Genomic DNA, 22,373 nt, shown 5'->3' on the forward strand with positions numbered 1-22,373 from the left:
CATGAAAACCAACGCGTCGCGGCCGGTGCATCGCTGGCCGGTTCGAATCACTCATTGGATCAACCTGTTCGCCATGGTGTGCATGTTCATGAGCGGTTGGGAGATCTATAACGCCTCGCCGCTGTTCGATTTCCGCTTTCCGCCGCAGATGACGCTGGGCGGTTGGCTGGGCGGCGCGATTGGTTGGCATTTGGCGGTGATGTGGCTATTGGCGCTCAACGCCGTCTGCTATCTGCTGTGGAGCCTGTTCAGCGGCCATTTTCGCCGCGATCTGTTGCCGCTGCGCGTCGGCGCGCTGCGGCAGGATATCAGGCTGGCGTTGACGCTGCGCCTGCGCCACCGGCATGGCCACTACAACGCCATTCAGAAACTGATGTACCTCGGCGTGCTGGCGCTGGGCCTGTTGCTGGTGCTGTCCGGCCTGGCGATTTGGAAGCCGGTTCAGCTGCAGGGATTGGTCGCCCTGTTCGGCGGCTTCGATTTTGCGCGCTACGTGCATTTCTTCGCCATGGCCGGCATCGGCCTGTTCGTGGCGATCCACGTTTTCATGGTGATCGTCGTGCCCAAAACGCTGTGGGCGATGATAACGGGTGGCAAACATGAATGAGAAAAAGCCGCGGGCAGCCGCGCCAAAACTGGAACCGGACCAAAAAAAGCAGCTGGTCAATCTGCAGCGCCGCCTGATGCTGCGTTCCGGCCTGACGCTGGGCGGTATCGCCATGCTCACCGGTTGCAACCTGCAAGACGGCGATCGGGTGGATAAGGTGCTGTGGGCCATGTCGCGCTGGAACGACCGGGTGCAGGCCTGGCTGTTCAGCGGCCAGCGGCTGGCGCAAACTTACCGGCCCGATCAGATTACCCACCCTTTCCCCTTCAACGCGTTTTACCCGGAATACAACGTCCCCGAGATCGATCTCGCCGGCTACCGGCTTGAGGTCGCCGGGAAGGTGGAGAAAAAAGCCCCCTGGACGCTGGAACAGCTGCAGCGGCTGCCGCAGCAAAGCCAGATCACTCGCCTGATCTGCATTGAGGGCTGGAGCGCCATCGGCCAATGGGGCGGCGTGCCGCTGCGCACCTTTCTGCAGCACGTCGGCGCGGATCTGAATGCCGGTTACGTCGGCTTCAAATGCGCCGATCGCTACTACTCCAGCCTCGACATGGCCACCGCGCTGCACCCGCAGACCATCCTGGCGCTGGATTTCGGCGGCAAGGCGCTGCCGGCGGACTATGGCTACCCGCTGCGGCTGCGGGTGCCCACCAAGCTGGGGTTCAAAAATGCCAAACATATCGCCGCGATCTTCGTCAGCGACGTCAATCCGGGCGGGTATTGGGAGGATCAGGGCTATAACTGGTTCAGCGGCATTTAGTTTTGCGCAGCGCTGCGCATAAGCCTCATCGGCGGCTGGAGGATCTTCTCCGCCGCGGTTAATAATTTGTTCGTCACAACGGGGATAACTATAGGAAAAGTAATAGTAAAAATGATTTTATCATGGAGATTGATGTGAGGGAGATCAATGCGCGACCTGCCACAGAGTATAGATGCCGAATAACAGTTTATAAAAATGCCAGCAGCGTTGCTGCGTATTACCTTGATTTTAAAAAAGCGACGTTAAGGATGCGTCAATGGCTTATTGGGGCTTATCCTGCCTCGGAAGTATTGGACAATGCTTACGTCATGGAACTGTACGATGTAAGGGCGTTGAAAACCCGCGCCGAAGTAACCAAATCCTTATTTGATACCTATACCAGGATGGCGTACACCCAAGATGAACGAGAACAACTCTTCATTAATGGCATCGGCCTGGCGATCGTCACGTTTGTGGTGCAATACCAAGCGAGATTGATTTTCAGCGTACCGCTCAGGCCAGCGTTAGCCAGAATTTATGACTCGCTCTTGAAAAAACATGCGCATCACGTACATTATTTGTACAACCAAGCGCTTATTGAGGACGGATTATATGTCATCGAAATACCGCCTGTTAACGGCAGAATCCCACCCAACTCCTATGAGCATAAAGGAACGGCACCAAAGAGAAATGCAAGCCTTCCACGAAGAATGGGCTGAACAAAGACGCCGCGAATGGCGCGAACGCGGCGGTGCTGAAGCAAGTGAACTGCCCGCCAGTGGCATCGATACCGAACTTTCATCCTGATTCCGGTTCGTTCTTACTCTTCTTCCCCTGCCGTCAACAACGCAAGCCCCGCCTGCTCGATGGCCTCCCGCGCAGCGGCGGGCAACCCTTCGTCGGTAATGATGGCGTCAAAGGCGGCGATCGGCAGCGCCAGGTAGGTCGCGATCTTGCCGTATTTCGAGGTGTCGCTGAGCAGAATGCAGCGGCGGCTGGCCTCGACGATGGCCTTCTTTACCATCACCTTGTCTTCGTTCGGCGTCGACAGGCCGCGCATGCTCCACGAAGAGGCGGAGATAAACGCCAAATCGATAAACAGAGCACGCAGCGCCTGCGCTGCCGCTTCGCCGACGCAGGAACGATTTTCCCGGCACACGGTGCCGCCGGTGTGGATGATTCTGCACTGGCTGTGTTCGATCAGGAAGCCGGCGATGACAAAGTCGTTGGTCACCACCGTCAAATCGTCACGTTCACCGATCTGTTTCGCCAGCGCCAGCGTGGTGGTACCGGCATCCAGATAAATACAGCTATTGGCGGGAATATGCCGCGCCGCCAGCCGGCCGATGGCGATTTTCTGCCGGCTGAACATCCCTTCCTTGGCCTGGTGCGAAGGTTCGCTCGCCACCCGCTCAGGCGCCTGCACGCCGCCCGAGACCGACTGCACCGCGCCCTGTTCCTCCAGCTTTTGCACATCGCGGCGGATCGTCATGTGCGAGACCCCCAGCCGTTCGGTCAGCTCGGCAATGCTGACGACGCCGCGTTCGGATACCAGCGCAAGAATTTGTTGATGGCGTTCTACAGGTATCACGGTTCCCTCTCGTTGCTGCGGTGATAATAATTGTGATTTTACGTCAATTTTCGTTCGCCGATAGCCCTAATTTTTCACGGCGTGACGGTGAGCGCAGTGACACCAGACAAGCATAAACTTATTTAAAAACATAATAGTAATGTTGATACAGGCCAGAAGCCGCACAAAAAACCCGTCTCGCGCATTGTTAATTATTGTGATAACGATCGCGGATAAACGGCCGCCAAGCGCTTACATTTAACACAACAAAACAAATTATCACTAAAATTAACAGGAGTGCAGTATGACACACCCAAGGAAATATGCCGTCTGCATCATTGGGCTGGGCGCGATGGGCATGGGCGCGGCGCGCTCGTGCCTCCGCGCCGGATTGACCACCTACGGGGCGGACCTGAATCCGCAGGCGCTGGCGGCGCTGCAACAGGCCGGCGCGAAACAAACATCTACCAGCGCGCGCGACTTCGCGGCCGAGCTGGACGCCGTGCTGCTGCTGGTGGTGAACGCCGCCCAAGTGAAGCAGATCCTGTTCGGTGAACAAGGCCTGGCGCCAAAGCTCAAGCCGGGCACCGCGGTGATGGTCTCTTCGACCATTTCCGCCGATGACGCCAAACAGATCGAACAACGCCTGCTGGACTACGGGCTGCCGATGCTGGATGCGCCGGTTTCCGGCGGAGCGGCCAAGGCGGAGGAAGGCCAGATGACGGTGATGGCCGCCGGCGACGACGCCACCTTCGAGCGTCTGCAACCCGTGCTGGACGCCATTGCCGGCAAAGTGTACCGCATCGGCGAGACGATCGGCCTGGGCGCGACGGTAAAAATCATCCACCAGCTGTTGGCTGGTGTACACATCGCCGCCGGAGCCGAGGCCATGGCGCTGGCCGCCCGCGCCGGCATCCCGCTGGACGTGATGTACGACGTGGTCACCCACGCCGCCGGCAACTCCTGGATGTTCGAAAACCGCATGCGTCACGTGGTCGACGGCGACTATGCGCCCAAGTCGGCGGTGGATATCTTCGTCAAGGATCTGGGACTGGTAGCGGATACCGCCAAGGCGCTGCACTTCCCGCTGCCGCTGGCCTCCACCGCTTTCACCATGTTTACCGCCGCCAGCAACGCCGGTTACGGTAAAGAAGACGACAGTGCGGTGATCAAAATCTTTGCCGGCATCGATCTGCCGCAGAAAAAGGAGTCAATCTGATGCTGCTCGGCGTAATCGCGGATGACTTTACCGGCGCGACCGACATCGCCAGTTTTCTGGTGCAAAGCGGCCTGCCGACGGTGCAGCTGAACGGCGTGCCGCAAGACGAAACGCAGGTAAACGCACAGGCGGCGGTCATTAGCCTGAAATCGCGCTCCTGCCCGGCGGAACAGGCGGTCGAACAGTCGTTGCAGGCGCTGACCTGGTTGCAAAAACAGGGCTGCCGCCAGTTCTACTTCAAATACTGCTCCACTTTCGACAGTACCGCACAAGGCAATATCGGCCCGGTGACCGACGCCCTGCTCGCCGCGCTGGGAGAAAGTTTCACGGTTGTCTCACCGGCGCTGCCGGTAAACGGCCGCACGGTCTATCAGGGCCATCTGTTCGTCGGGGAACAGTTGCTGTCTGAATCCGGCATGCGTCATCACCCGGTCACGCCGATGACCGAGAGCAACCTGCTGCGCCTGATGGCGTCCCAGGCCGCCGGGCGCTGCGGGCTGGTAACGGCGGCGGAAATGGATCGCGGCGCCGAGGCAGTCAGCGAGAAACTGCGGCAATTGGCGCAGGACGGCGTGCGCTACGCGGTGCTGGATACGCTCAACGAACGGCATCTGCTCATCCAGGGTGAAGCGTTGAAAACGATGAAGCTGGTGACCGGTGGTTCGGGCCTGGCGATCGGCCTGGCGCGGCAATGGGCGCAGAACGGCGAACGTTCGGCAGAGGCGGCCGGTGCGCCGCAGGGGGAAAAAGCGGCGGTGCTGTCGGGCTCGTGTTCTGTGATGACCAACCGGCAGGTGGCGCACTATCGAGAACGCGCTTCGGCGCAGGCCATCGATATCGGCCGCTGCCTCGAGCCACAGGCGCGCACCGCCTACGCCGCCGAGTTGGCGCACTGGGCGCAGCGCCACGCCGGGGAGGCGCTTGCCCCGCTGATCTACGCCACCGCAGCGCCGGAAGCGCTGCAGCAAACGCAACGGCAGTACGGTAGCGCCGCCAGCGAGGCGGTGGAGGCGTTGTTCGCCGAGCTGGCGGTGCAGCTGTGCCAGTTGGGATTCAGCCGCTTTATTGTCGCCGGCGGCGAAACCTCCGGCGTGGTCACGCAGGCGCTGGGCATTCGCGGCTTCCATATCGGCCCCAGCATTTCCCCCGGCGTTCCCTGGGTGCGCGCCAACGACCGGGCCATTTCACTGGCATTGAAGTCAGGCAATTTTGGCGATGAAGCCTTCTTCACGCGCGCGCAAACGGAGTTTCCAGTATGACCATGACCATCGAGCAGCAGGCACGAGAAGAGATGGTGCGCCTGGGCGCTTCGTTTTTCCAACGCGGTTACGCCACCGGCTCTGCCGGCAACCTCTCGCTGCTGCTGCCGGACGGCGCGCTGTTGGCGACACCGACCGGCTCCTGTCTCGGCGAGCTGCAGGCCGATCGCCTGTCTAAAGTGAGCCTGAACGGCGACTGGCTCTCCGGCGACAAGCCGTCGAAAGAGATCAGCTTTCACCGAGCGCTGTATCTGAACAATCCGGAATGCAAAGCGGTGGTGCACTTGCATTGCACCTACCTCACGGCGCTCTCTTGCCTGCAGGGGCTGGACGTCGACAACGCTATCAAACCGTTCACCCCCTATGTGGTGATGCGCGTCGGCAAGGTGCCGGTGGTGCCCTACTACCGCCCCGGCGACGAAAGGCTGGCGCAGGATCTGGCCCGCCTGGCACCCACCCACCGCGCCTTTTTGCTGGCCAACCACGGGCCGGTGGTGACCGGTAAAGACCTGCGAGCGGCGGCGGACAATGCCGAAGAGATGGAAGATGCGGCGCGGCTGATCTTCACCCTCGGCGATCGTCCTATCCGCTATTTGACCGATGATGAAATTGCCGAATTACGGAGCTGAACTATGCCTAAATTTGCCGCCAATTTATCGATGATGTTTAACGAAGTGCCGTTCCTCGAGCGCTTCGCCGCCGCTGCCGCACAGGGCTTCAGCGCGGTGGAGTTCCTGTTCCCTTACGACTATCCCGCCGAGCTGTTGGCCGAAAAGCTGCGCGAACACGGCCTGCAACAGGTGCTGTTCAACACCGCGCCCGGCGATGCCGCCGCCGGCGAATGGGGGCTGGCGGCGCTGCCGGGTCGCGAACAGGACGCGCGCGCCGATATCGACCGCGCGCTGGCCTACGCCATCGCCCTTTCCTGCCCCTGCGTGCACCTGATGGCCGGCGTGGTGCCCGCAGGCGCGGATCGGCAGCGTTATCTCGACACCTTTATCGCCAATGCGCGCTATGCCGCCGACGCCTTCGCCCCGCACGGCGTCAAGGTGCTGCTCGAAGCGCTCAGCCCGCCGGTCAAGCCCGACTACCTGTTTGCCAGTCAACACCAGGTGGCGGAAGCCGTGGCGGCGATCGGGAGACCGAACGTGTTCATTCAGTTCGACTTTTTCCACGCACAGTTAGTGGATGGCAATATCAGCGGGCTGCTGGAGACGCTGGCCGGGCGCTACGCGCATATCCAGATAGCCTCCGTGCCGGATCGCCATGAGCCGGACGAGGGCGAACTGAATTATCCGTGGCTGTTCGACAGGCTGGATGCGCTCGGCTATCAGGGTTGGATAGGTTGCGAATACCGGCCGCGCGGTGATACCGCCGCCGGGCTCGGCTGGCTGAAGCCTTACCGCTAACGCCGTCGCCGACACCAGGAAATCGATTTTATAACAATGAAACGCACCCGTATCGCCACGCGGCGATCGCGGTGCCCAACGCTTACCCAACGAAAGGCTTTTTTCATGTCTACCTCTCTGCTGTTGCTGATTGCCGTACTCGGCGTGGTGCTGCTGTTATTGATGGTCATCAAGGCGAAGGTGCAGCCCTTCGTCGCGCTGTTGGTGGTCAGTCTGCTGGTGGCGTTGGCCAGCGGCATTCCGACCGGCGAAGTGATGAAAGTGATGACCGCCGGGATGGGCGGCGTGCTTGGCTCGGTGACCATCATCATCGGCCTGGGGGCGATGCTTGGCCGCATGATCGAACACTCGGGCGGCGCCGAGTCGCTGGCGCAACGCTTCAGCCAGGGGCTGGGGCCGAAACATACCGTCGCCGCACTGACCCTCGCCGCATTCATTCTCGGCATTCCGGTATTCTTCGACGTCGGTTTTATCATTCTGGCGCCGATTATCTATGGCTTCGCCAAGGTCGCCAAAGTGTCGCCGCTGAAGTTCGGCCTGCCGATGGCCGGCGTGATGTTGACGGTACACGTCGCGCTGCCGCCGCACCCCGGCCCGGTCGCCGCCGCCGGTTTGCTCAACGCCGACATCGGTTGGCTGACCATCATCGGCCTCGCGATCTGTATTCCGGTCGGCGCGATCGGCTATTTCGCCGCCAACTACCTCAACCGCAAAACCTATCCGTTATCGATAGAGGTGCTGGAACAACTGCAGCTGGCGGCGCCGGAACCGCGTCCGGAAGGGCAAGCGCCGCTCAGCGATCGCATCAACCCGCCCGGCGCCGGCCTGGTGGCGGCGCTGATCGTCATCCCGATCGCCATCATCATGCTCGGCACCGTCTCCGCTACGCTGTTGCCGGCCGGCTCGGCGCTGCGCGATACGCTGTCGCTGCTGGGCTCACCGGCGGTGGCGCTGATGATCGCCCTGCTGCTGGCCTTCTATTTCCTGGCGCTGCGCCGCGGCTGGAGCCTGCAGCACGCCAGCGACGTGATGGGCGCCGCGCTGCCGACCGCCGCAGTGGTGATCCTGGTGACCGGCGCGGGCGGCGTGTTCGGCAAGGTGCTGGTGGAATCTGGCGTCGGCAAAGCGCTGGCAGAAGTACTGACAGCCATCGGCCTGCCGCTGGTGCCCGCCGCCTTTATCATTTCGCTGGCGCTTCGCGCTTCGCAAGGGTCCGCCACCGTGGCGATCCTGACCACCGGTGGCCTGTTGTCGGAAGCGGTCAGCGGCTTGAATCAGCTACAGCTGGTGCTGGTGACGCTGGCGACCTGTTTCGGCGGACTGGGGCTTTCCCACGTCAACGACTCCGGTTTTTGGATCGTCACGCGCTATCTGGGGCTGTCGGTGGCCGATGGCCTGAAGACCTGGACGGTGCTGACCACCTTGCTCGGCCTGAGCGGCTTTCTGCTCACCTGGCTGTTGTGGCTGGCAGTGTGATTTCTCTGGCATACTGAATGCCATTGTTTTTCATCGCCTTTCACCCTGTGCAGGAGCAGCAACATGACCGTAATCAACACCGCGCCAACGCTTGTCACCGAACGCCTGCGGCTGGACGCGCACACGCTGGACGACTTCGACTCGCTGGCCGCTCTGTGGGCCGATCCGCTGGTGGTACGCTATATCGGCGGCACGCCGCGCGACCGGGAAGACTCCTGGGGGCGCCTGATGCGCTACGTCGGCCACTGGGCGCTGTTGGGGTACGGGTATTGGGCGGTGCGTGACAAACAGAGCGGCGAGTATCTCGGCAGCATCGGCTTCTCCAACTTCCTGCGCGACATCACCCCGGCGCTCGACGCGCCGGAAATGGGCTGGACGCTGGTGAGCTCGGCGCACGGCAAAGGCTACGCCACCGAGGCTTTGCGGGCGGCGCTGGCCTGGGGTAAGACGCACCTGCCGGGCGAGAAAACCGTCTGCATCATCTCGCCGGAAAACCAGGCCTCGCTGGCGCTGGCGAATAAAGTCGGCTTTAGCGAAAGCCACCGCAGCGAGTATCACCAGAGCCCGATCGTCGTGCTGCATTGCCCACTCTAAAACCTAACCGCGTTGCATCGCCAACGCCGTCTGAATGAAGTTGTCCCGCAGCGCGTCGGTGCGTTGCGGGTCCCAGGCGATGCCGACCTGCCACTCCGTTTCCTCGCCGCTCAGCGGCAGAATGTCGATGCCGGCCGGCGCGATATGCGTGATGCTGTGCGGCAACAGCGCGACGCCGACGCCGGCGGCGACCAGCGCCAGCAGCGTCTGGATATCGCCGGCCTGCTGCACCACGGTCGGCGTCAACCGGTGAGCGGCGATAAACCGCAGCGACTGATCGCTCAGCCCACGCCCACGTTTAGGGGTCAACTGCAGCAGCGGCAGCTGATTGAAACGCGCCATCAGATCGTCGGCGCACAGCGCCAGCGCACCCGGCGCAGCCAGCACCAACCGGTCACTCAGCATTGCCACGCCGCACAGCGGCGTATTGACCGGCAAACGCACGAAGCCCGCCTGCAACTCCCCCTGTAACAGCAGCTGATACTGCCGTTCCGACGGGATATCCTCCAGGCCGATCGCCACCTCGGGAAAACGCCGGCGAAAGGCGGCTACCAACTGCGGCGCCAGATGAAAGCAGGAAAGGCCAAACCCCAACGCCAGCCGCCCCGCCTCCCCGAGTGCCACCCGCCGGGCGCGCCGCTGAAACTGCTGGTACTGTTCCACCAGCGCCTGCGCCTCCGGGTAGAGCCGCTGGCCGCCGGCGGTGAGCACCGCCCCCTGTCGGCCACGCTCGAACAGCCGAACGCCGAGCTGGGTTTCCAGCGCCTGAATCTGCTTGCTCAGCGCCGGTTGGCTGATGTACAGCCGGCTCGCCGCCTGCCGATAGTTGCCCTGTTCGGCCAGCGCCACCAGGGCGCGCAGTTGTTTTATATCCATTCCATTAGGTTATCGAATAGGGAATTTAATTGATTATACAGTAATCAATCTACCTGCTGTAATCAACGCAGACCCTAACCGGAGAGATACCATGACCATCTCATTGCGCGCCGCCACGGTGCAATTCCAGCATCGCGCCAACGATAAGAATTACAACCTGTCGACCATTGAGCGCTTTATCGCTCAGGCGGCCGAGCAGCAGGTACAGCTGCTGGCCTTCCCAGAAATGTGCATCACCGGCTACTGGCACGTGCGCCATCTTTCCGACGCCGAAGTGCGGGCGCTGGCGGAACCGATCGCCGCCAGCCCTTCGCTGGCGCGTATTCGCCCACTGGCGGAGCGTTACAACATGGCGATCGGCGTCGGGCTGATCGAGCTGGGCGACGACGGCCGTTGCTACAACGCCTACGCCGTATGCCTGCCGGACGGCGCGCTGCATGTGCACCGTAAACTGCACGCCTTCGAACACCCGGCTATCGCCAGCGGCGATCGCTATACGGTGTTCGACACCCCCTGGGGCGTGCGCGTAGGCGTATTGATCTGCTGGGACAACAATCTGGTGGAGAATGTGCGTGCGACGGCGCTGATGGGCGCGGAAGTGCTGATGGCCCCGCACCAGACCGGCGGCACTCATTCGCGCAGCCCGCACGGCATGAAGCCGATCTCACAGGCGCTGTGGCAGCGGCGGGCGGAAGAGCCGCAGGCAATAGAAGCCGCCTTTCGCGGTGAGCACGGCCGCGGCTGGCTGATGCGCTGGCTGCCCTCGCGCGCTCACGACAACGGGCTGTTTTTGCTGTTCAGCAACGGCGTGGGCCGCGATGACGATGAGGTACGCACCGGCAATGCGATGATCCTCGATCCCTACGGCCGCATCGTGGCGGAGACCTGGGCGGCGGAAGATCGGATGGTCAGCGCCGATCTCGACCTGGCGCTGATCCCGCTCAGCACCGGCCGCCGCTGGATTTATGGACGCCGCCCCGAGCTGTACGGTTCACTGACCGAACCGCAAGGCTATGAGCGCGATGCCCGCAGCGCGCGCTTTTCGACGCAGCCGACGGGGCGCGGCGGCTAATGACAGATAAAAAAAATCCGCCCGAAGGCGGATTTTTTATCCGCGCAGCAACCTGTGCCGCGCATTCACGCCCGCAGGCATGAAGAAATCTTAGAAGCGGTAGCCTACGCCAACGTTCCAGCTGCCAACGTCCACGCTGCGGATGCGGCTCTGCTCGTAGCCAACGTCCAGGGCAACGTTTTCGATTGGGTTGAACTGCAGACCGGCACCGTAGGTGAAGCCGTAGTCGCTGTTGCCACCTTTGTTACCGCCAGCCTGGGCGTTGTCGATGTTTTTGCCGTAGCCAACACCGATCACACCGTAGATGCTCGCCCAGTCGTTGAAGCGGTAAGCTGGACCTGCGGTGATGGAATCGTACTGAGATTTCTTGTAGAAACCGTTTTCAGAACGATTTTTTTCCAGGTGGGTGAAAGAGCCGATCACACCCAGTGGGTTGTTGTCGAACTCGTAACGGTATTTCAGGTTGAAACCGTCGGCCTTGTTAGCAACGCCTTGGAGATCACCCTGCGCATAGCCAGCGGATACGGTGCTCTGACCAGCGAATGCGGTACCTGCGCTAACTGCTAATACGCAAGCTGCTACTGCGGAAAGACATGCAATTTTTTTCATAACCACCTCAAACGCGTTTTATTATTAAGTACATCCATTTGTTCATGCTTTGAAAATATAACAAAAATTAGCGTGAAACTCTGCCTTGAAATGAGTGTCTAATGCTTTATATCGTGTAACAGAAGATTTCAAGAACAGTGTATCTGCTTCTTTTCGCTCTATTTTCGGCCGTATTCTACGGCTTTCTGTGACAAAAATCACCAATTTAATATCCAGATAATTCTTAAGAAAAAGCGCACTTTTTGACCAAATTCGCCACATCTCATCCGAGGATCGGCGGATTTCACCGCGATGCGCGCTTTTCTCAGACAGATTTTCGCCATTTCATTTACACTGCTCGCATCCCCGTTTCGACCGTTTTCTCAAGGCTGAGGAACGGCGCAAAAAAGGCCCGTTAAGGATGTCGTTATCTACTTCCGGCAGAGCGCCCTCCGCGCTGCTGCCCATCTGTCTGTTAATCATCGCCATGGTGTCTATCCAAAGCGGTGCCTCGTTGGCCAAAAGCCTGTTCCCGATCGTGGGCGCAGAAGGCATTACGACGCTGCGTCTTTTCATCGGCACCCTGATTCTGTTCATTATCTTCCGCCCGTGGCGTATGCGCATCGTCGCCGGCAGCCGCTTGCCGCTGCTGATTTACGGCCTGTCGCTCGGCGCGATGAACTACCTGTTCTACCTGTCGCTGCGCACCGTGCCGCTCGGCATCGCCGTAGCGCTGGAGTTTACCGGCCCGTTGGCGGTGGCCATGTTCTCTTCGCGGCGGCCGATAGACTTCCTCTGGGTGGCATTGGCGATCGCCGGGCTGTGGTTCCTGTTGCCGCTCGGCCACGGCGTGGGCGGGATCGATCCGTTCGGTGCCGCCTGTGCACTCGGCGCCGGCGCCTGCTGGGCGGTCTATATCATTTTCGGCCAAAAGGCCGGCGGCGATCACGGCCCCGGCACGGTGGCGCTCGGTTCCTTGATCGCCGCGCTGGTGTTCTGCCCGATCGGCGCCTGGCAAACCGGCAGCGTGCTGTTCAACCTCGATATTCTGCCGGTGGCGCTGGCGGTGGCGATCCTCTCCACCGCGCTGCCTTATTCGCTGGAGATCATCGCGCTGCCCAAAATTCCGGCGCGCACCTTCGGCACCTTAATGAGCCTGGAACCGGCGATGGCGGCGCTGTCCGGCATGCTGTTCCTCGGCGAACACCTGAGCGGCGTGCAATGGTTGGCGCTGGCGGCGATTATCGCCGCCTCCATGGGCTCCGCCCTGACCATTCGCCCCAAGCCGCGCCTCGAAAGCCTTTCCTGATCGCCTGACTCGCCTGCCGACCGCAACGCCGGAATGCAGGCGGGTTAACTGTTTTCCTCGTGACAAATCGGCATACTTCCCCTTAGCCTGTATCGCAGGCTCTTTGGACTTTCGCTCACATGGAGAATAACAGTGATTCACAACAGCCTGTTCAACCCACGCTTCGGCCGCGGACTCGCGCCGGCGCTGGTTTCAACCCTGACCGAGTTGCGCCGATGCGACCTGCCCGAACTGGCGCTGGGCCATCACCCGATCGACGGCGACAACATCTTTATGGACGTGATGACGCTGACCACCGTGCCTACGGCGGAAAAGCGCGCCGAAATGCATCAGGAGTACATCGCGCTGCATCTGCTGATCAGCGGCGAAGAACGCATCGAATACGGCCTGGCGGGCGACTGGCATCGCGAACATCCGCACGCAGAAAATAGCGACCTTCTGCTGCTGGATATCAAACGCCACCCGCAAACGCTGCACATGACGCACGGCATGTTCGCGATCTTTTTCCAGATGGAACCGCACAAGACCGGCTGCCTGTGGCAGCGCCCGCAGCAAATCAAGAAAGCGGTGGTGAGGATCCATCACCGTCTGCTGCTGTGAACCTGCGGCAGCGTCCGTAGAAAATCGGCGGCCTGGCGGGGAGAGCGCAAGCGCTTGAAACGGCGCCCTACATCGGTACGGGCCATCTCCGCCAGGTATTTTCGCCGGTTCTTCGAGTAAGTGCGGATCGTCCACAGCACGATCGACTCGCGGCTAAAGAAAGAACGGCGGAAACTTTCCCGATTGCCGGTGCCCGGCCACAGCTCGCTTTTGCTGGCCGCGCGACGGCACGCACGGCGCACGGCCTGCCACAGCGTGTGGCAGAAACCGTAGTCCAGCCACAGGATATAATCGACCTCGCGCCACTTGAGCGGTTGCGTGCGGCTGTAGTTGCCGTCCAGCACCCAGCCTCCTCCCGCTTCGGCCAGCGCCTGCTCAAGCCGCGCCAGGAACGCGTCATCGGGCGTCCCCTGCCACTCAGGCCGCCAATAGAGTCTGTCCATCTCGATATAGGGAACGTCAAGGCGTTCCGCCAGTTGACGCGCCAGGGTGCTTTTACCGCTGCCGCTGGTGCCGACGACGTTAATTTTCATCACTCGCCAATAAAGACTGGGGATAATTCCCTTACTTTAGCCGTATCTATTACGGCTATCAATCTGAATAGGCTTGGAATTAACACCACGATAACAAAGTGGATATTTATCCGGAGCAGTATGCCTGTAGAAAATAAGATAACAGGGATAAATCGTCACTGATCTAAATAATAACCAAAAACAAAAATCGCAATAAAATTCATCAAATTACACAAAAACAAAAATCAAATAAAAATAGTGCCATTAGGCCATTCCTATTTGTGCAATAGCCATTTTCGTGCGGCAAAAATAAATACCCCTGCTATAATTGTTCCCGTGACGAAATAGGACAACGACTAATCAAGAGGATATCTGATATGAGTACCGCTAAACTGGTGAAAACGAAATCTTCTGATCTGCTGTATACCCGTAACGATCTGGACGAAAAAGTTAAACTGGCCGCCATCAAGGCGCTGAACCATCAGGTCGTGCAATTCATCGATCTTTCGTTGATCACCAAACAGGCGCACTGGAACATGCGCGGCGCGAATTTCATCGCGGTCCATGAAATGCTGGACGGCTTCCGCACCGCCATCATCGAGCATCAGGACACCTTCGCCGAACGCGTGGTGCAACTGGGCGGCGTGGCGCTGGGCACCGTACAGGTGGTCAACGATCGGACACCGCTGAAAAGCTATCCGACCAATATCCACAGCGTGCAAGAGCATCTGAAGGCGCTGGCCGATCGCTACGGCGCGGTCGCGAATGACATCCGCAAAGCCATTACCGAAGTAGAAGACGAAGACACCGCCGATATGTTCACCGCCGCCTCGCGCGATCTGGACAAGTTCCTGTGGTTCATCGAATCCAACATCGAATAACGCGAAAGCGTTGCAGCGCGCCCGTCGTTCCGGGCAGAACAGGCTGGGCTTTGCCCGGCCTGTTTTCTTTTGCGCGACCGTTGCATTGTACAAAAAACGCCCCATATTAAACGGTGAGGTTCCTTTGTCAGGAGGTAACGATGGCCAGTGGCTGGGCGGCGGACGGCGCCGTACAGGATCAGATTGATTCCACCGTCGACGATGCGGTGCAGCGCGCTCGTGAAGCGCTCGGGCACGGCGAGAGCGAACGCTATTGCCAGGAATGCGGGGAACCGATCCCCGAGGCGCGCCGCCAGGCATTAACGGGCGTGCGTTTTTGCCTCGCCTGCCAGGCCGAACAAGACAAAAAACACGCGGCCGCCAGCCTGTACAACCGGCGCGGCAGCAAAGACAGCCAGTTGCGCTAGCATTATCTGCTCCCCCTTTTTCTCCCTTCGCGGCCCCGCGTGCACCGTCAGTGCATCATGAAAGTTAGAGTTAGTTATCAATATTGAAGCAAAAACGTTAAAGAACGGTTGTTTCACAGCCAAAATTTGGTTAATGATAGCCCCGTGCACCAAGATAATTCTTACGCACCATTTCGGTGCCTCATTGTGGTGCACAACCATAACAATTCGCCTTTCCGGCACAACATCACGCAATAACTCTTTGTTTTTATGGTAGTTGAAAACATGGCACGATTTTTTCATGGCACCAACTGCAATATAAAAAATGGGTAATCCGCAACCTGTACAGGAATTCCTCTCATGAAGTCGATTTTTAAAGTCTCCCTGGCCGCACTCTCTCTGGCCTTTGCCGTAAGTTCCCACGCAGCAGACAAACTGGTGGTTGCCACCGACACCGCTTTCGTTCCTTTTGAGTTCAAACAAGGCGACAAATACGTCGGCTTCGACATCGATTTGTGGGCCGCCGTCGCCAAAGAGCTGAAGCTGGACTACACCCTGAAACCGATGGACTTCGGCGGCATCATTCCGGCGCTGCAGACCAAAAACGTCGATCTGGCGCTGGCCGGCATCACCATCACCGATGAGCGCAAGAAAGCCATCGATTTCTCTGACGGCTACTACAAGAGCGGCCTGCTGGTGATGGTCAACGCCGACAACAACAGCGTGAAAAGCATCGACGATCTGAACGGCAAAGTGGTGGCGGTGAAGAGCGGCACCGGCTCGGTGGATTACGCCAAGCAGCACATCAAAACCAAGGATCTGCGCCAGTTCCCTAACATCGACAACGCCTACATGGAGCTGGGCACCAAGCGCGCCGATGCGGTGCTGCACGACACGCCAAACATCCTATACTTCATTAAGACGGCCGGCGCCGGCAAGTTCAAAACCGTAGGCGATTCGCTGGAAGCGCAGCAGTATGGCATCGCCTTCCCTAAAGGCAGCGACGAGCTGCGCGAGAAGGTGAACGGCGCGCTGAAAACCCTGCGCGAGAACGGCACCTATAACGAGATCTACAAGAAGTGGTTCGGCACCGAACCTAAGTAAGCTGTGAATTTGGCAAGTTATTAACTTAAGCACAGGGGGCGCTTACCCCCTGCGCTTCGTTGTATCTGATACCCACGTTTGGGATCACCGGGAGAAATATCATGCAGTTCGACTGGAGCGCCATCTGGCCCGCCATTCCTATCTTGTTAGAGGGCGCCAAAATGACCCTGTGGATTTCGGTCCTCGGTCTGATTGGTGGCCTGATCATCGGCCTCGTCGCCGGCTTTGCCCGCACCTACGGCGGTTGGATCGCCAACCACATCGCGTTGGTGTTTATCGAGGTGATCCGCGGCACGCCGATCGTGGTGCAGGTGATGTTCATCTACTTCGCCCTGCCGATGGCATTTAGCGACTTGCGCATCGATCCGTTCACCGCGGCGGTGGTGACCATCATGATCAACTCCGGCGCCTACATCGCGGAAATCACCCGCGGCGCGGTGCTGTCGATTCATAACGGTTTCCGCGAAGCTGGCCTGGCGCTCGGCCTGTCACGCCGCGAAACCATCCGCTACGTCATTATGCCGCTGGCGCTGCGCCGCATGCTGCCGCCGTTGGGCAACCAGTGGATCATCAGCATCAAAGACACCTCGCTGTTCATCGTGATCGGCGTGGCGGAGCTGACCCGTCAGGGTCAGGAAATTATTGCCGGTAACTTCCGCGCGCTGGAAATCTGGAGCGCCGTGGCGGTTATCTATCTGATTATTACCCTGGTGCTGAGCTTCGTGCTGCGTCGTCTGGAAAGAAGGATGAAAATCCTGTGATTGAATTTAAAAACGTCTCCAAGCATTTTGGCCAAACCCAGGTGCTGCACAACATCGATTTGAAGATCGACAAAGGCGAAGTGGTGGTGATCATCGGGCCGTCCGGCTCAGGCAAATCCACCCTGCTGCGCTGCATCAACAAGCTGGAAGAGGTCACTAGCGGCGATCTGATCGTCGACGGCCTGAAAGCCAACGATCCGAAAGTGGACGATCGGTTGATCCGCCAGGAAGCCGGCATGGTGTTCCAGCAGTTCTACCTGTTCCCGCACCTGACGGCGCTGGAAAACGTCGCCTTCGGCCCGATCCGCGTACGCGGCGCGAAGAAGTCCGATGCGGAAAAGCTGGCGCGCGAACTGCTGGCCAAGGTCGGTCTGGCGGAGCGTGCCCACCACTACCCGTCCGAACTGTCGGGCGGGCAGCAGCAGCGCGTGGCGATTGCGCGCGCGCTGGCGGTGAAGCCGAAAATGATGCTGTTCGACGAGCCGACCTCCGCGCTCGATCCGGAATTGCGCCACGAAGTGCTGAAGGTGATGCAGGATCTGGCCGAGGAAGGGATGACGATGGTCATCGTCACCCATGAAGTCGGCTTTGCCGAAAAAGTGGCGTCGCGCCTGATCTTTATCGATAAAGGCCGGATTGCCGAAGACGGCAACCCGCACGACCTGATCAACCATCCGCCAAGCCCGCGTCTGCAGGAGTTCCTGCAGCACGTGTCCTGATCCTGCGGTTTAACGGCGGGCGCGCCACGCGCCCGCCGCTTTCATTCCGCACGCGTTCCCACGCCCCATCGCGTTTCCTTTCCTACTATATTCATTGTTTTCATCGTATTGCTCTGACATCCGCCGATCACAGAACGCCAAAGAGAGGAACAATGCCGCCAAACGCATACTCCCGACGAGGTTCTCATCTGCGAGAACACCTGCTTTCCCTGCTGCTGTTGCTGACCCTAGGCATCTTCGCACCACCGGCGCTGGCGCAAAACGCGCCGCCGGCGCCCGCCGACAAAAGCGAGCAGCAGAAGGCCGCCTATGCCGCGCTGGCCGATCTGCTGCAAGACGACCAAGCGCGCGCAGAACTCATCAACCACCTGAAACAGGCCGCCGGCGACGCCCCCGCCGCCGCCCCGGCAACGCCGGAGGAATCAACGCCGGCCACGCTGAGCGACAGCCTGAACTCGCTGGCGCAGGAAGGCATCGGCACCTTTAACCAGAAGCTCGGCGCGCTGCAAAAGCTGATCGACTCCGGCCCGAAGCGCGTTTTCAATCCCGCCGGCTTTTTCCGCGCGCTGGGCTACTTTCTGCTGACGGTGGCGGTCACCTTTGCGCTGTTCCACCTGATCCGGCGGCTGATCGCGCCGCTGTACAAACGCATGGGCAGTTGGGGGCACAACGCCCGGCTGCAGCGCGGCCCGTGGTATAAACGCCCCGCCGCCATTCTCGGCGCTTTCGCCGTCGATCTGCTGGTACTGCTGCTGGCGCTGGCGGCGGGCAACCTGTTCGCCCGCCACGTCCACGCCGACAGCGCCACCATTCTGCGGCTGCAGACCCTGTTTCTCAGCGCCTTCGCGGTGATTGAGTTTTTCAAAGCGGTGCTGCGACTGATTTTCGCCCCCAACTTCGACTACCTGCGCCCCTTCCCCTTCAGCGACCAGAGCGCGCGCTACTGGAACACGCGCCTCGCCTGGCTCAGCGGGCTGATCGGCTACGGCCTGATGGTGGTGGTGCCTGTGGTGGCGGTACAAATAAGCTACCCGGCCGCCGCCGCCGTCAACCTGGTGGTGATGCTGGCGCTGACGCTGTACGCCATTTGGCTGATCCTGCACAACCGCAAGCCGATACAGCAACAAATCAATCTGCTGGCCGAGCGGTCGATGGCGTTTTTCAGCGTGATCCTGCGCGGCCTGGGGCATATCTGGCATCTGCTGGCGATCGCCTATTTTCTGGTGTTGTTCGTGCTGTCCCAGTTCGACATCGGCAACAGCCTGCGCTTTATGATGAGCGCCACGGTGAAAAGCCTGCTGGTGGTCGGCGTCGGCGCCCTGCTGTCCGGCATGCTGACCCGCTGGATTTTCCGCCGCATTTCGCTGCCAACCGACGTCAATCTGCGCTATCCGATGCTCGAGCGGCGCATCAACTCCTATATCCCCAACGGGTTGAAGATACTGCGGGTGATGGTGGTGCTGGCGGTGACGCTGTTCCTGCTCGACGCCTGGCACCTGATTAATCTGTACCAGTGGGCGGGCAGCGAAAATGGCCAGCGGACGCTCGGCGGGCTGGTGCATATCCTGCTGATCCTGCTGATCGCCGTCTTCAGTTGGACGCTGATGGCCAGCATCATCGAGCACCGCCTGGCGCTGGAACTGAGCAATGGCGTGCGGCCGAGCGCGCGCGAACGCACGCTGCTGACGCTGTTTCGCAACGTGCTGGCTATCGTTATCAGCACCATTACCGTGATGATCGTGCTGTCGCAGGTGGGGTTGAACATCGCGCCGCTGCTGGCGGGCGCCGGCGCGCTGGGGCTGGCTATCAGCTTCGGCGCCCAGACGCTGGTGAAAGACGTGATCACCGGCGTGTTCATCCAGTTCGAAAACGGCATGAACACCGGCGAATACGTCACCGTCAGCGGCATCACCGGCACTGTGGAACGCATGACCATCCGCTCGATCGGCCTGCGCGACGATTACGGCGTCTACCACATCGTGCCGTACTCCTCGATCACTACGCTGGCCAACTATGCGCGCGAATTCGGGGTATACCGCGCCAACTATACCGTCAGCCGCGACGAGGATATCGATCGGGTCAATGAGGTGCTGCATCAGGCCATCGCGGCGCTGAAGCAAGATGAACAGGTGAAGCATTTCCTGATTGGCGAGCCGGTGTTCAACGGCGTGGTAGCGCTGGGCGACCGCTCGTTCACCACCCGCGTGACGGTGCGCACGCAGGCGCTGAAACAGTGGGTGGTGCAGTACGCCCTCGATCGGCTGGTGAAAATTCATTTCGATCGGGCCGGCATCGGCATGCCTCAGCAGGCGATGCAGATCTCCCGCGCGCCGCAACTGCACGAAGAACAGGCGCCGCCCGCTGCTCCCGGCGGTTAGCGCCCGCAGGGCTGAGCGGCCAGGAAGGCCGCCACGTCCTGTCGGTAGGCGTCGTATTGCACCGAGCGCGGGGCAAACAGACCCACCGCGTTGATCAGCCACGGATGGCGGGCGAACAGCGGTTTGATCATCACATGATCGGCTTCATCGATGCGCGTCACCGTCAGCAGCGAGGCCGGGATCGTCTGCCGATACACGCGCTCGGTTTCGTCCGTGTCCACGTTGACGTCGCGCCCGCCCAGGATCAGGTGCACCGGCGTAGTGAAATACCGCAATCCCGCCGTCGCGTCGCTGGCCATGTTAGCGCGGATAAAGCGCCAGCGGTCGGCGCTCAATGCAGCGGCGGCGCCATACTCGCGGCGGTACTGCGCGTAGCCGTCCGGTTGCTCGAGCAGCGTCTGGATATGGCGCCAATGCGCCTCGCGCGCCTGGATTTGCGCTTCATCGTTCCCCGCCGCCGCCATCGCCGCCCGGGTGTTATAGCGCCCCTGCCGCAGCCAGTTGATCGCCGGCGCCAGCGCCAGCGTGAAGGCGATGTCGGGGCGCAAACGCGCCACCTCCGGCATCACCCATCCCGCCTGGCTGGTGCCCCACAGCCCCACGCAGCGCGCATCAAAGCGCCCGTCCCGCCGTGCCCAGTCGATGATATCGGCGGTTTCCCGCGCGCGATCCGCCATGGTCTGATGCAGCCAGTTGCCGCCGGAGCCGCCAACGCCCGGCTTATCGAAGGATAAAACCGCGTAGCCCTGCTGCGCCATCGCCTCCCAAATGCCGTAATAGCCTTCGTCGCGGCTGGCGTTGGCCGGCCCATCGCCGTGCACGAACACCACGACGCCGGGCTTGATCGGCGCATGCTGCGGCAACACCAGCGTGCCGGTCAGCCGGTTGCCGCCGGCGGTCACCGTGACCGGTTCGGTGACAAAACGAAAGTCGTTGACGTAAATGACCCACCCGAGCGCCAGCAGGAGCAGCGCCACGCAGCACAGTCCTATTTTGTGCACGACGCCTCCCCGCAGCGTCTCTCCATCAACACCCAGTCGGCCTGACCGAACAGCCATCCCAACGAAGCGTAATGCTCTTCGCGCCGCACCTGAAAACCGCAGCGCCGGTACAGACGCAGCGCATCCACGTTGCGCCGGCTGACGTGCAGGCTCAGACGCCGGCCCGCGCCTTGTTCAGCAGCATAGTCGTTCATCCACTGCAGCAGCCGCTTGCCCACCCCTTTGCCACGCTGACTCTCGGCCACCGCCAGGTAGGAGAGATACAGCTCATTGGCCGCCGGGGTGTGCTGCAACACCGCCATTTGCAGATACATACGCCAAACGTTCAGCCAGCCATAGCGGCGGCACAGCCGCCAAATCGGCAAGGTGCACGGACGCCGCCCGGCGTTATTCTCGCCAGCGGCCGCATTGAGGGCAAAGGCCGCCACCACCTGTTCATCCTGCTTCACCACAAAGCTGCGCTCCCGGCTGCCGCTTTGCTTCCAACGCCATAGCCGATAGAACAAACGCCACTGAAGGCGGGCGCTCAGACGGCGTGCGCGCTGAAACTTGTCGCAGAACGCGGCGTAGATCAGCGCCGCCGTTTGCCGGCGGTCAGCATCGCGGTACGACTCAATGTGCAGCATATCCACCTCGACTAGGGATGCCGGTAGAGCAGCTGTTCCAACAGCCGCACCGGCGTGGTCTCCTCCGGCGCAGGCGACGTAAAGATCGCCTGCCGCCAGGCCTGACTTTCGATCACGTCCAGCACCAGCTGCGCGAGCGGCAACGGCGCTATCGCCGGTGCGATCTCACCGGTTTGCTGCGCCTCGGCGATAACCGTCGCCAGCGCCTCAATCAGCTGCCGCTGGTTGGCGCTGAACGGCTCGGCCAACGCCGGGTTGCGTGCCACCTCCGCCACGATCTCCGCCGACAGCTGCACATTGGCCGGTTCGGCGACAAAGGCGTGATAGGCGGTAAAAAAGGCCGACAGCGCCTGTTTCGGCCGCGTTCTGTCGGCCCGCAGCCCGGCGGCAAACTCGGCGAATACGCCGTTTTCCAGCAGCGCAATTTCGCCGATCAACGCCTCCTTGCCGGTAAAGTGGTTATAGAGGTTGCCGACGCTGACGCCCGCCGCCTGCGCGATATCCCGCATACTGGTCTGGTGAAATCCCCTGTGGGTAAAGCTGTGCAGCGCGGCCTCGACAATCTTTTCTCGGTTTCCCATCGGCAACTCCCGAAACGGTGAAGGGGGCGCCTGGCGCCATCGAATAAACATTAATGAATGAACGTTCGTTCATATTTAAGGATAGCATAGGCCGGTAAAATTGAAC

Annotated in this window: 25 protein-coding genes; 18 read left to right on the top strand and 7 right to left on the bottom strand. The window is 60.6% G+C overall.

The window, feature by feature from the left end; genetic code table 11:
* The first annotated feature begins 1 nt into the window (after position 1).
* From ACYF6X_RS13060 to ACYF6X_RS13070, 3 genes are all read left to right on the top strand, one after another.
* Positions 2 to 607 carry a cytochrome b/b6 domain-containing protein gene (locus tag ACYF6X_RS13060; RefSeq protein ID WP_130018442.1) on the top strand — a complete coding sequence of 202 codons (606 nt, stop codon included), beginning with the start codon at positions 2 to 4 and terminating at the stop codon, positions 605 to 607.
* The gene (locus ACYF6X_RS13065) at positions 600 to 1,367 is read left to right on the top strand and encodes a molybdopterin-dependent oxidoreductase (protein ID WP_063988826.1); all 768 of its coding nucleotides are present in this window, start codon (positions 600 to 602) and stop codon (positions 1,365 to 1,367) included. The genes ACYF6X_RS13060 and ACYF6X_RS13065 overlap by 8 nt, the downstream gene beginning before the upstream one ends.
* 122 nt (positions 1,368 to 1,489) lie before the next feature.
* The gene (locus ACYF6X_RS13070; protein WP_130018441.1) at positions 1,490 to 2,065 is read left to right on the top strand and encodes a hypothetical protein; all 576 of its coding nucleotides are present in this window, start codon (positions 1,490 to 1,492) and stop codon (positions 2,063 to 2,065) included.
* Positions 2,066 to 2,166: 101 nt separating this feature from the next.
* On the opposite strand, the gene ygbI is transcribed toward ACYF6X_RS13070, so the two are convergent.
* Positions 2,167 to 2,937, bottom strand: a complete 771-nt coding sequence (ygbI, locus tag ACYF6X_RS13075) for a DNA-binding transcriptional repressor YgbI (RefSeq protein ID WP_130018440.1) — start codon at positions 2,935 to 2,937, stop codon at positions 2,167 to 2,169.
* A 283-nt stretch (positions 2,938 to 3,220) separates the two neighbouring features.
* Here ygbI and ltnD point away from each other — a divergent pair, with 283 nt between their 5' ends.
* From ltnD to ACYF6X_RS13105, 6 genes are all read left to right on the top strand, one after another.
* The gene (ltnD, locus tag ACYF6X_RS13080; RefSeq protein ID WP_130018439.1) at positions 3,221 to 4,135 is read left to right on the top strand and encodes an L-threonate dehydrogenase; all 915 of its coding nucleotides are present in this window, start codon (positions 3,221 to 3,223) and stop codon (positions 4,133 to 4,135) included.
* Positions 4,135 to 5,394 carry a 3-oxo-tetronate kinase gene (gene otnK, locus ACYF6X_RS13085; protein WP_130018438.1) on the top strand — a complete coding sequence of 420 codons (1,260 nt, stop codon included), beginning with the start codon at positions 4,135 to 4,137 and terminating at the stop codon, positions 5,392 to 5,394. Before ltnD ends, otnK begins: the two co-directional genes overlap by 1 nt.
* Complete coding sequence (otnC, locus tag ACYF6X_RS13090; RefSeq protein WP_376788264.1) at positions 5,391 to 6,023, top strand: 3-oxo-tetronate 4-phosphate decarboxylase; 633 nt, start codon at positions 5,391 to 5,393, stop codon at positions 6,021 to 6,023. Before otnK ends, otnC begins: the two co-directional genes overlap by 4 nt.
* 3 nt (positions 6,024 to 6,026) lie before the next feature.
* On the top strand, positions 6,027 to 6,803 hold the full coding sequence (gene otnI / locus ACYF6X_RS13095) for a 2-oxo-tetronate isomerase (RefSeq protein WP_130018437.1): 777 nt from the start codon (positions 6,027 to 6,029) through the stop codon (positions 6,801 to 6,803).
* A 105-nt stretch (positions 6,804 to 6,908) separates the two neighbouring features.
* Positions 6,909 to 8,279, top strand: a complete 1,371-nt coding sequence (locus tag ACYF6X_RS13100) for a GntP family transporter (protein ID WP_063988821.1) — start codon at positions 6,909 to 6,911, stop codon at positions 8,277 to 8,279.
* A gap of 63 nt (positions 8,280 to 8,342) precedes the next feature.
* The gene (locus tag ACYF6X_RS13105; protein WP_063988820.1) at positions 8,343 to 8,873 is read left to right on the top strand and encodes a GNAT family N-acetyltransferase; all 531 of its coding nucleotides are present in this window, start codon (positions 8,343 to 8,345) and stop codon (positions 8,871 to 8,873) included.
* A 3-nt stretch (positions 8,874 to 8,876) separates the two neighbouring features.
* Here the strand turns inward: ACYF6X_RS13105 and ACYF6X_RS13110 are convergent, their stop codons facing one another.
* Complete coding sequence (locus tag ACYF6X_RS13110; protein WP_130018436.1) at positions 8,877 to 9,749, bottom strand: LysR family transcriptional regulator; 873 nt, start codon at positions 9,747 to 9,749, stop codon at positions 8,877 to 8,879.
* Positions 9,750 to 9,840: 91 nt separating this feature from the next.
* On the opposite strand from ACYF6X_RS13110, the gene ACYF6X_RS13115 reads away from it, so the two are divergent.
* A complete protein-coding gene (locus tag ACYF6X_RS13115) occupies positions 9,841 to 10,821 on the top strand; it encodes a nitrilase family protein (RefSeq protein WP_130018435.1) in 981 nt (326 codons plus the stop codon).
* A gap of 90 nt (positions 10,822 to 10,911) precedes the next feature.
* Here ACYF6X_RS13115 and ompX read toward each other — a convergent pair whose 3' ends face one another.
* The gene (gene ompX, locus ACYF6X_RS13120) at positions 10,912 to 11,430 is read right to left on the bottom strand and encodes an outer membrane protein OmpX (protein WP_033637662.1); all 519 of its coding nucleotides are present in this window, start codon (positions 11,428 to 11,430) and stop codon (positions 10,912 to 10,914) included.
* 400 nt (positions 11,431 to 11,830) lie between these two features.
* Here ompX and rhtA point away from each other — a divergent pair, with 400 nt between their 5' ends.
* Positions 11,831 to 12,718 (top strand): threonine/homoserine exporter RhtA, encoded by an 888-nt coding sequence (gene rhtA, locus ACYF6X_RS13125; protein ID WP_004939202.1) that lies wholly within the window; start codon positions 11,831 to 11,833, stop codon positions 12,716 to 12,718.
* A 132-nt stretch (positions 12,719 to 12,850) separates the two neighbouring features.
* Complete coding sequence (gene nanQ, locus ACYF6X_RS13130) at positions 12,851 to 13,318, top strand: N-acetylneuraminate anomerase (RefSeq protein ID WP_063988817.1); 468 nt, start codon at positions 12,851 to 12,853, stop codon at positions 13,316 to 13,318.
* Here the strand turns inward: nanQ and ACYF6X_RS13135 are convergent.
* Positions 13,300 to 13,851: an AAA family ATPase gene (locus tag ACYF6X_RS13135; RefSeq protein ID WP_130018434.1), complete on the bottom strand. Its 552-nt coding sequence runs from the start codon at positions 13,849 to 13,851 to the stop codon at positions 13,300 to 13,302. The genes nanQ and ACYF6X_RS13135 overlap by 19 nt on opposite strands.
* Positions 13,852 to 14,207: 356 nt before the next feature.
* Between ACYF6X_RS13135 and dps the strand changes: the two genes are divergently transcribed.
* From dps to ybiO, 6 genes are all read left to right on the top strand, one after another.
* Positions 14,208 to 14,711: a DNA starvation/stationary phase protection protein Dps gene (gene dps, locus ACYF6X_RS13140; protein ID WP_004939215.1), complete on the top strand. Its 504-nt coding sequence runs from the start codon at positions 14,208 to 14,210 to the stop codon at positions 14,709 to 14,711.
* Between the two features lie 140 nt (positions 14,712 to 14,851).
* Positions 14,852 to 15,118, top strand: a complete 267-nt coding sequence (locus tag ACYF6X_RS13145) for a DksA/TraR family C4-type zinc finger protein (protein WP_063988815.1) — start codon at positions 14,852 to 14,854, stop codon at positions 15,116 to 15,118.
* A 339-nt stretch (positions 15,119 to 15,457) separates the two neighbouring features.
* Positions 15,458 to 16,201 (top strand): glutamine ABC transporter substrate-binding protein GlnH, encoded by a 744-nt coding sequence (gene glnH / locus ACYF6X_RS13150; protein WP_004939223.1) that lies wholly within the window; start codon positions 15,458 to 15,460, stop codon positions 16,199 to 16,201.
* A 101-nt stretch (positions 16,202 to 16,302) separates the two neighbouring features.
* Complete coding sequence (gene glnP, locus ACYF6X_RS13155; RefSeq protein WP_019454487.1) at positions 16,303 to 16,962, top strand: glutamine ABC transporter permease GlnP; 660 nt, start codon at positions 16,303 to 16,305, stop codon at positions 16,960 to 16,962.
* Positions 16,959 to 17,681 (top strand): glutamine ABC transporter ATP-binding protein GlnQ, encoded by a 723-nt coding sequence (gene glnQ / locus ACYF6X_RS13160; RefSeq protein ID WP_004939230.1) that lies wholly within the window; start codon positions 16,959 to 16,961, stop codon positions 17,679 to 17,681. Before glnP ends, glnQ begins: the two co-directional genes overlap by 4 nt.
* A gap of 152 nt (positions 17,682 to 17,833) precedes the next feature.
* Positions 17,834 to 20,059 carry a mechanosensitive channel protein gene (gene ybiO, locus ACYF6X_RS13165; protein ID WP_130018433.1) on the top strand — a complete coding sequence of 742 codons (2,226 nt, stop codon included), beginning with the start codon at positions 17,834 to 17,836 and terminating at the stop codon, positions 20,057 to 20,059.
* Here ybiO and ACYF6X_RS13170 read toward each other — a convergent pair.
* Genes ACYF6X_RS13170 through ACYF6X_RS13180 form a run of 3 tightly spaced genes read right to left on the bottom strand, consistent with a single transcriptional unit; the run spans position 20,056 to position 22,267 of the window.
* Positions 20,056 to 21,060, bottom strand: coding sequence for an alpha/beta hydrolase family protein (locus ACYF6X_RS13170; RefSeq protein ID WP_130018432.1), 1,005 nt, complete (start codon positions 21,058 to 21,060; stop codon positions 20,056 to 20,058). The two genes, ybiO and ACYF6X_RS13170, sit on opposite strands and share 4 nt — an antisense overlap.
* Complete coding sequence (locus tag ACYF6X_RS13175; protein ID WP_130018431.1) at positions 21,048 to 21,686, bottom strand: GNAT family N-acetyltransferase; 639 nt, start codon at positions 21,684 to 21,686, stop codon at positions 21,048 to 21,050. Before ACYF6X_RS13175 ends, ACYF6X_RS13170 begins: the two co-directional genes overlap by 13 nt.
* A gap of 11 nt (positions 21,687 to 21,697) precedes the next feature.
* A complete protein-coding gene (locus ACYF6X_RS13180; RefSeq protein WP_063988811.1) occupies positions 21,698 to 22,267 on the bottom strand; it encodes a TetR/AcrR family transcriptional regulator in 570 nt (189 codons plus the stop codon).
* Positions 22,268 to 22,373: the final 106 nt, after the last annotated feature.

The sequence above is a fragment of the Serratia sp. ID 25-353 genome (genome assembly GCF_054792795.1).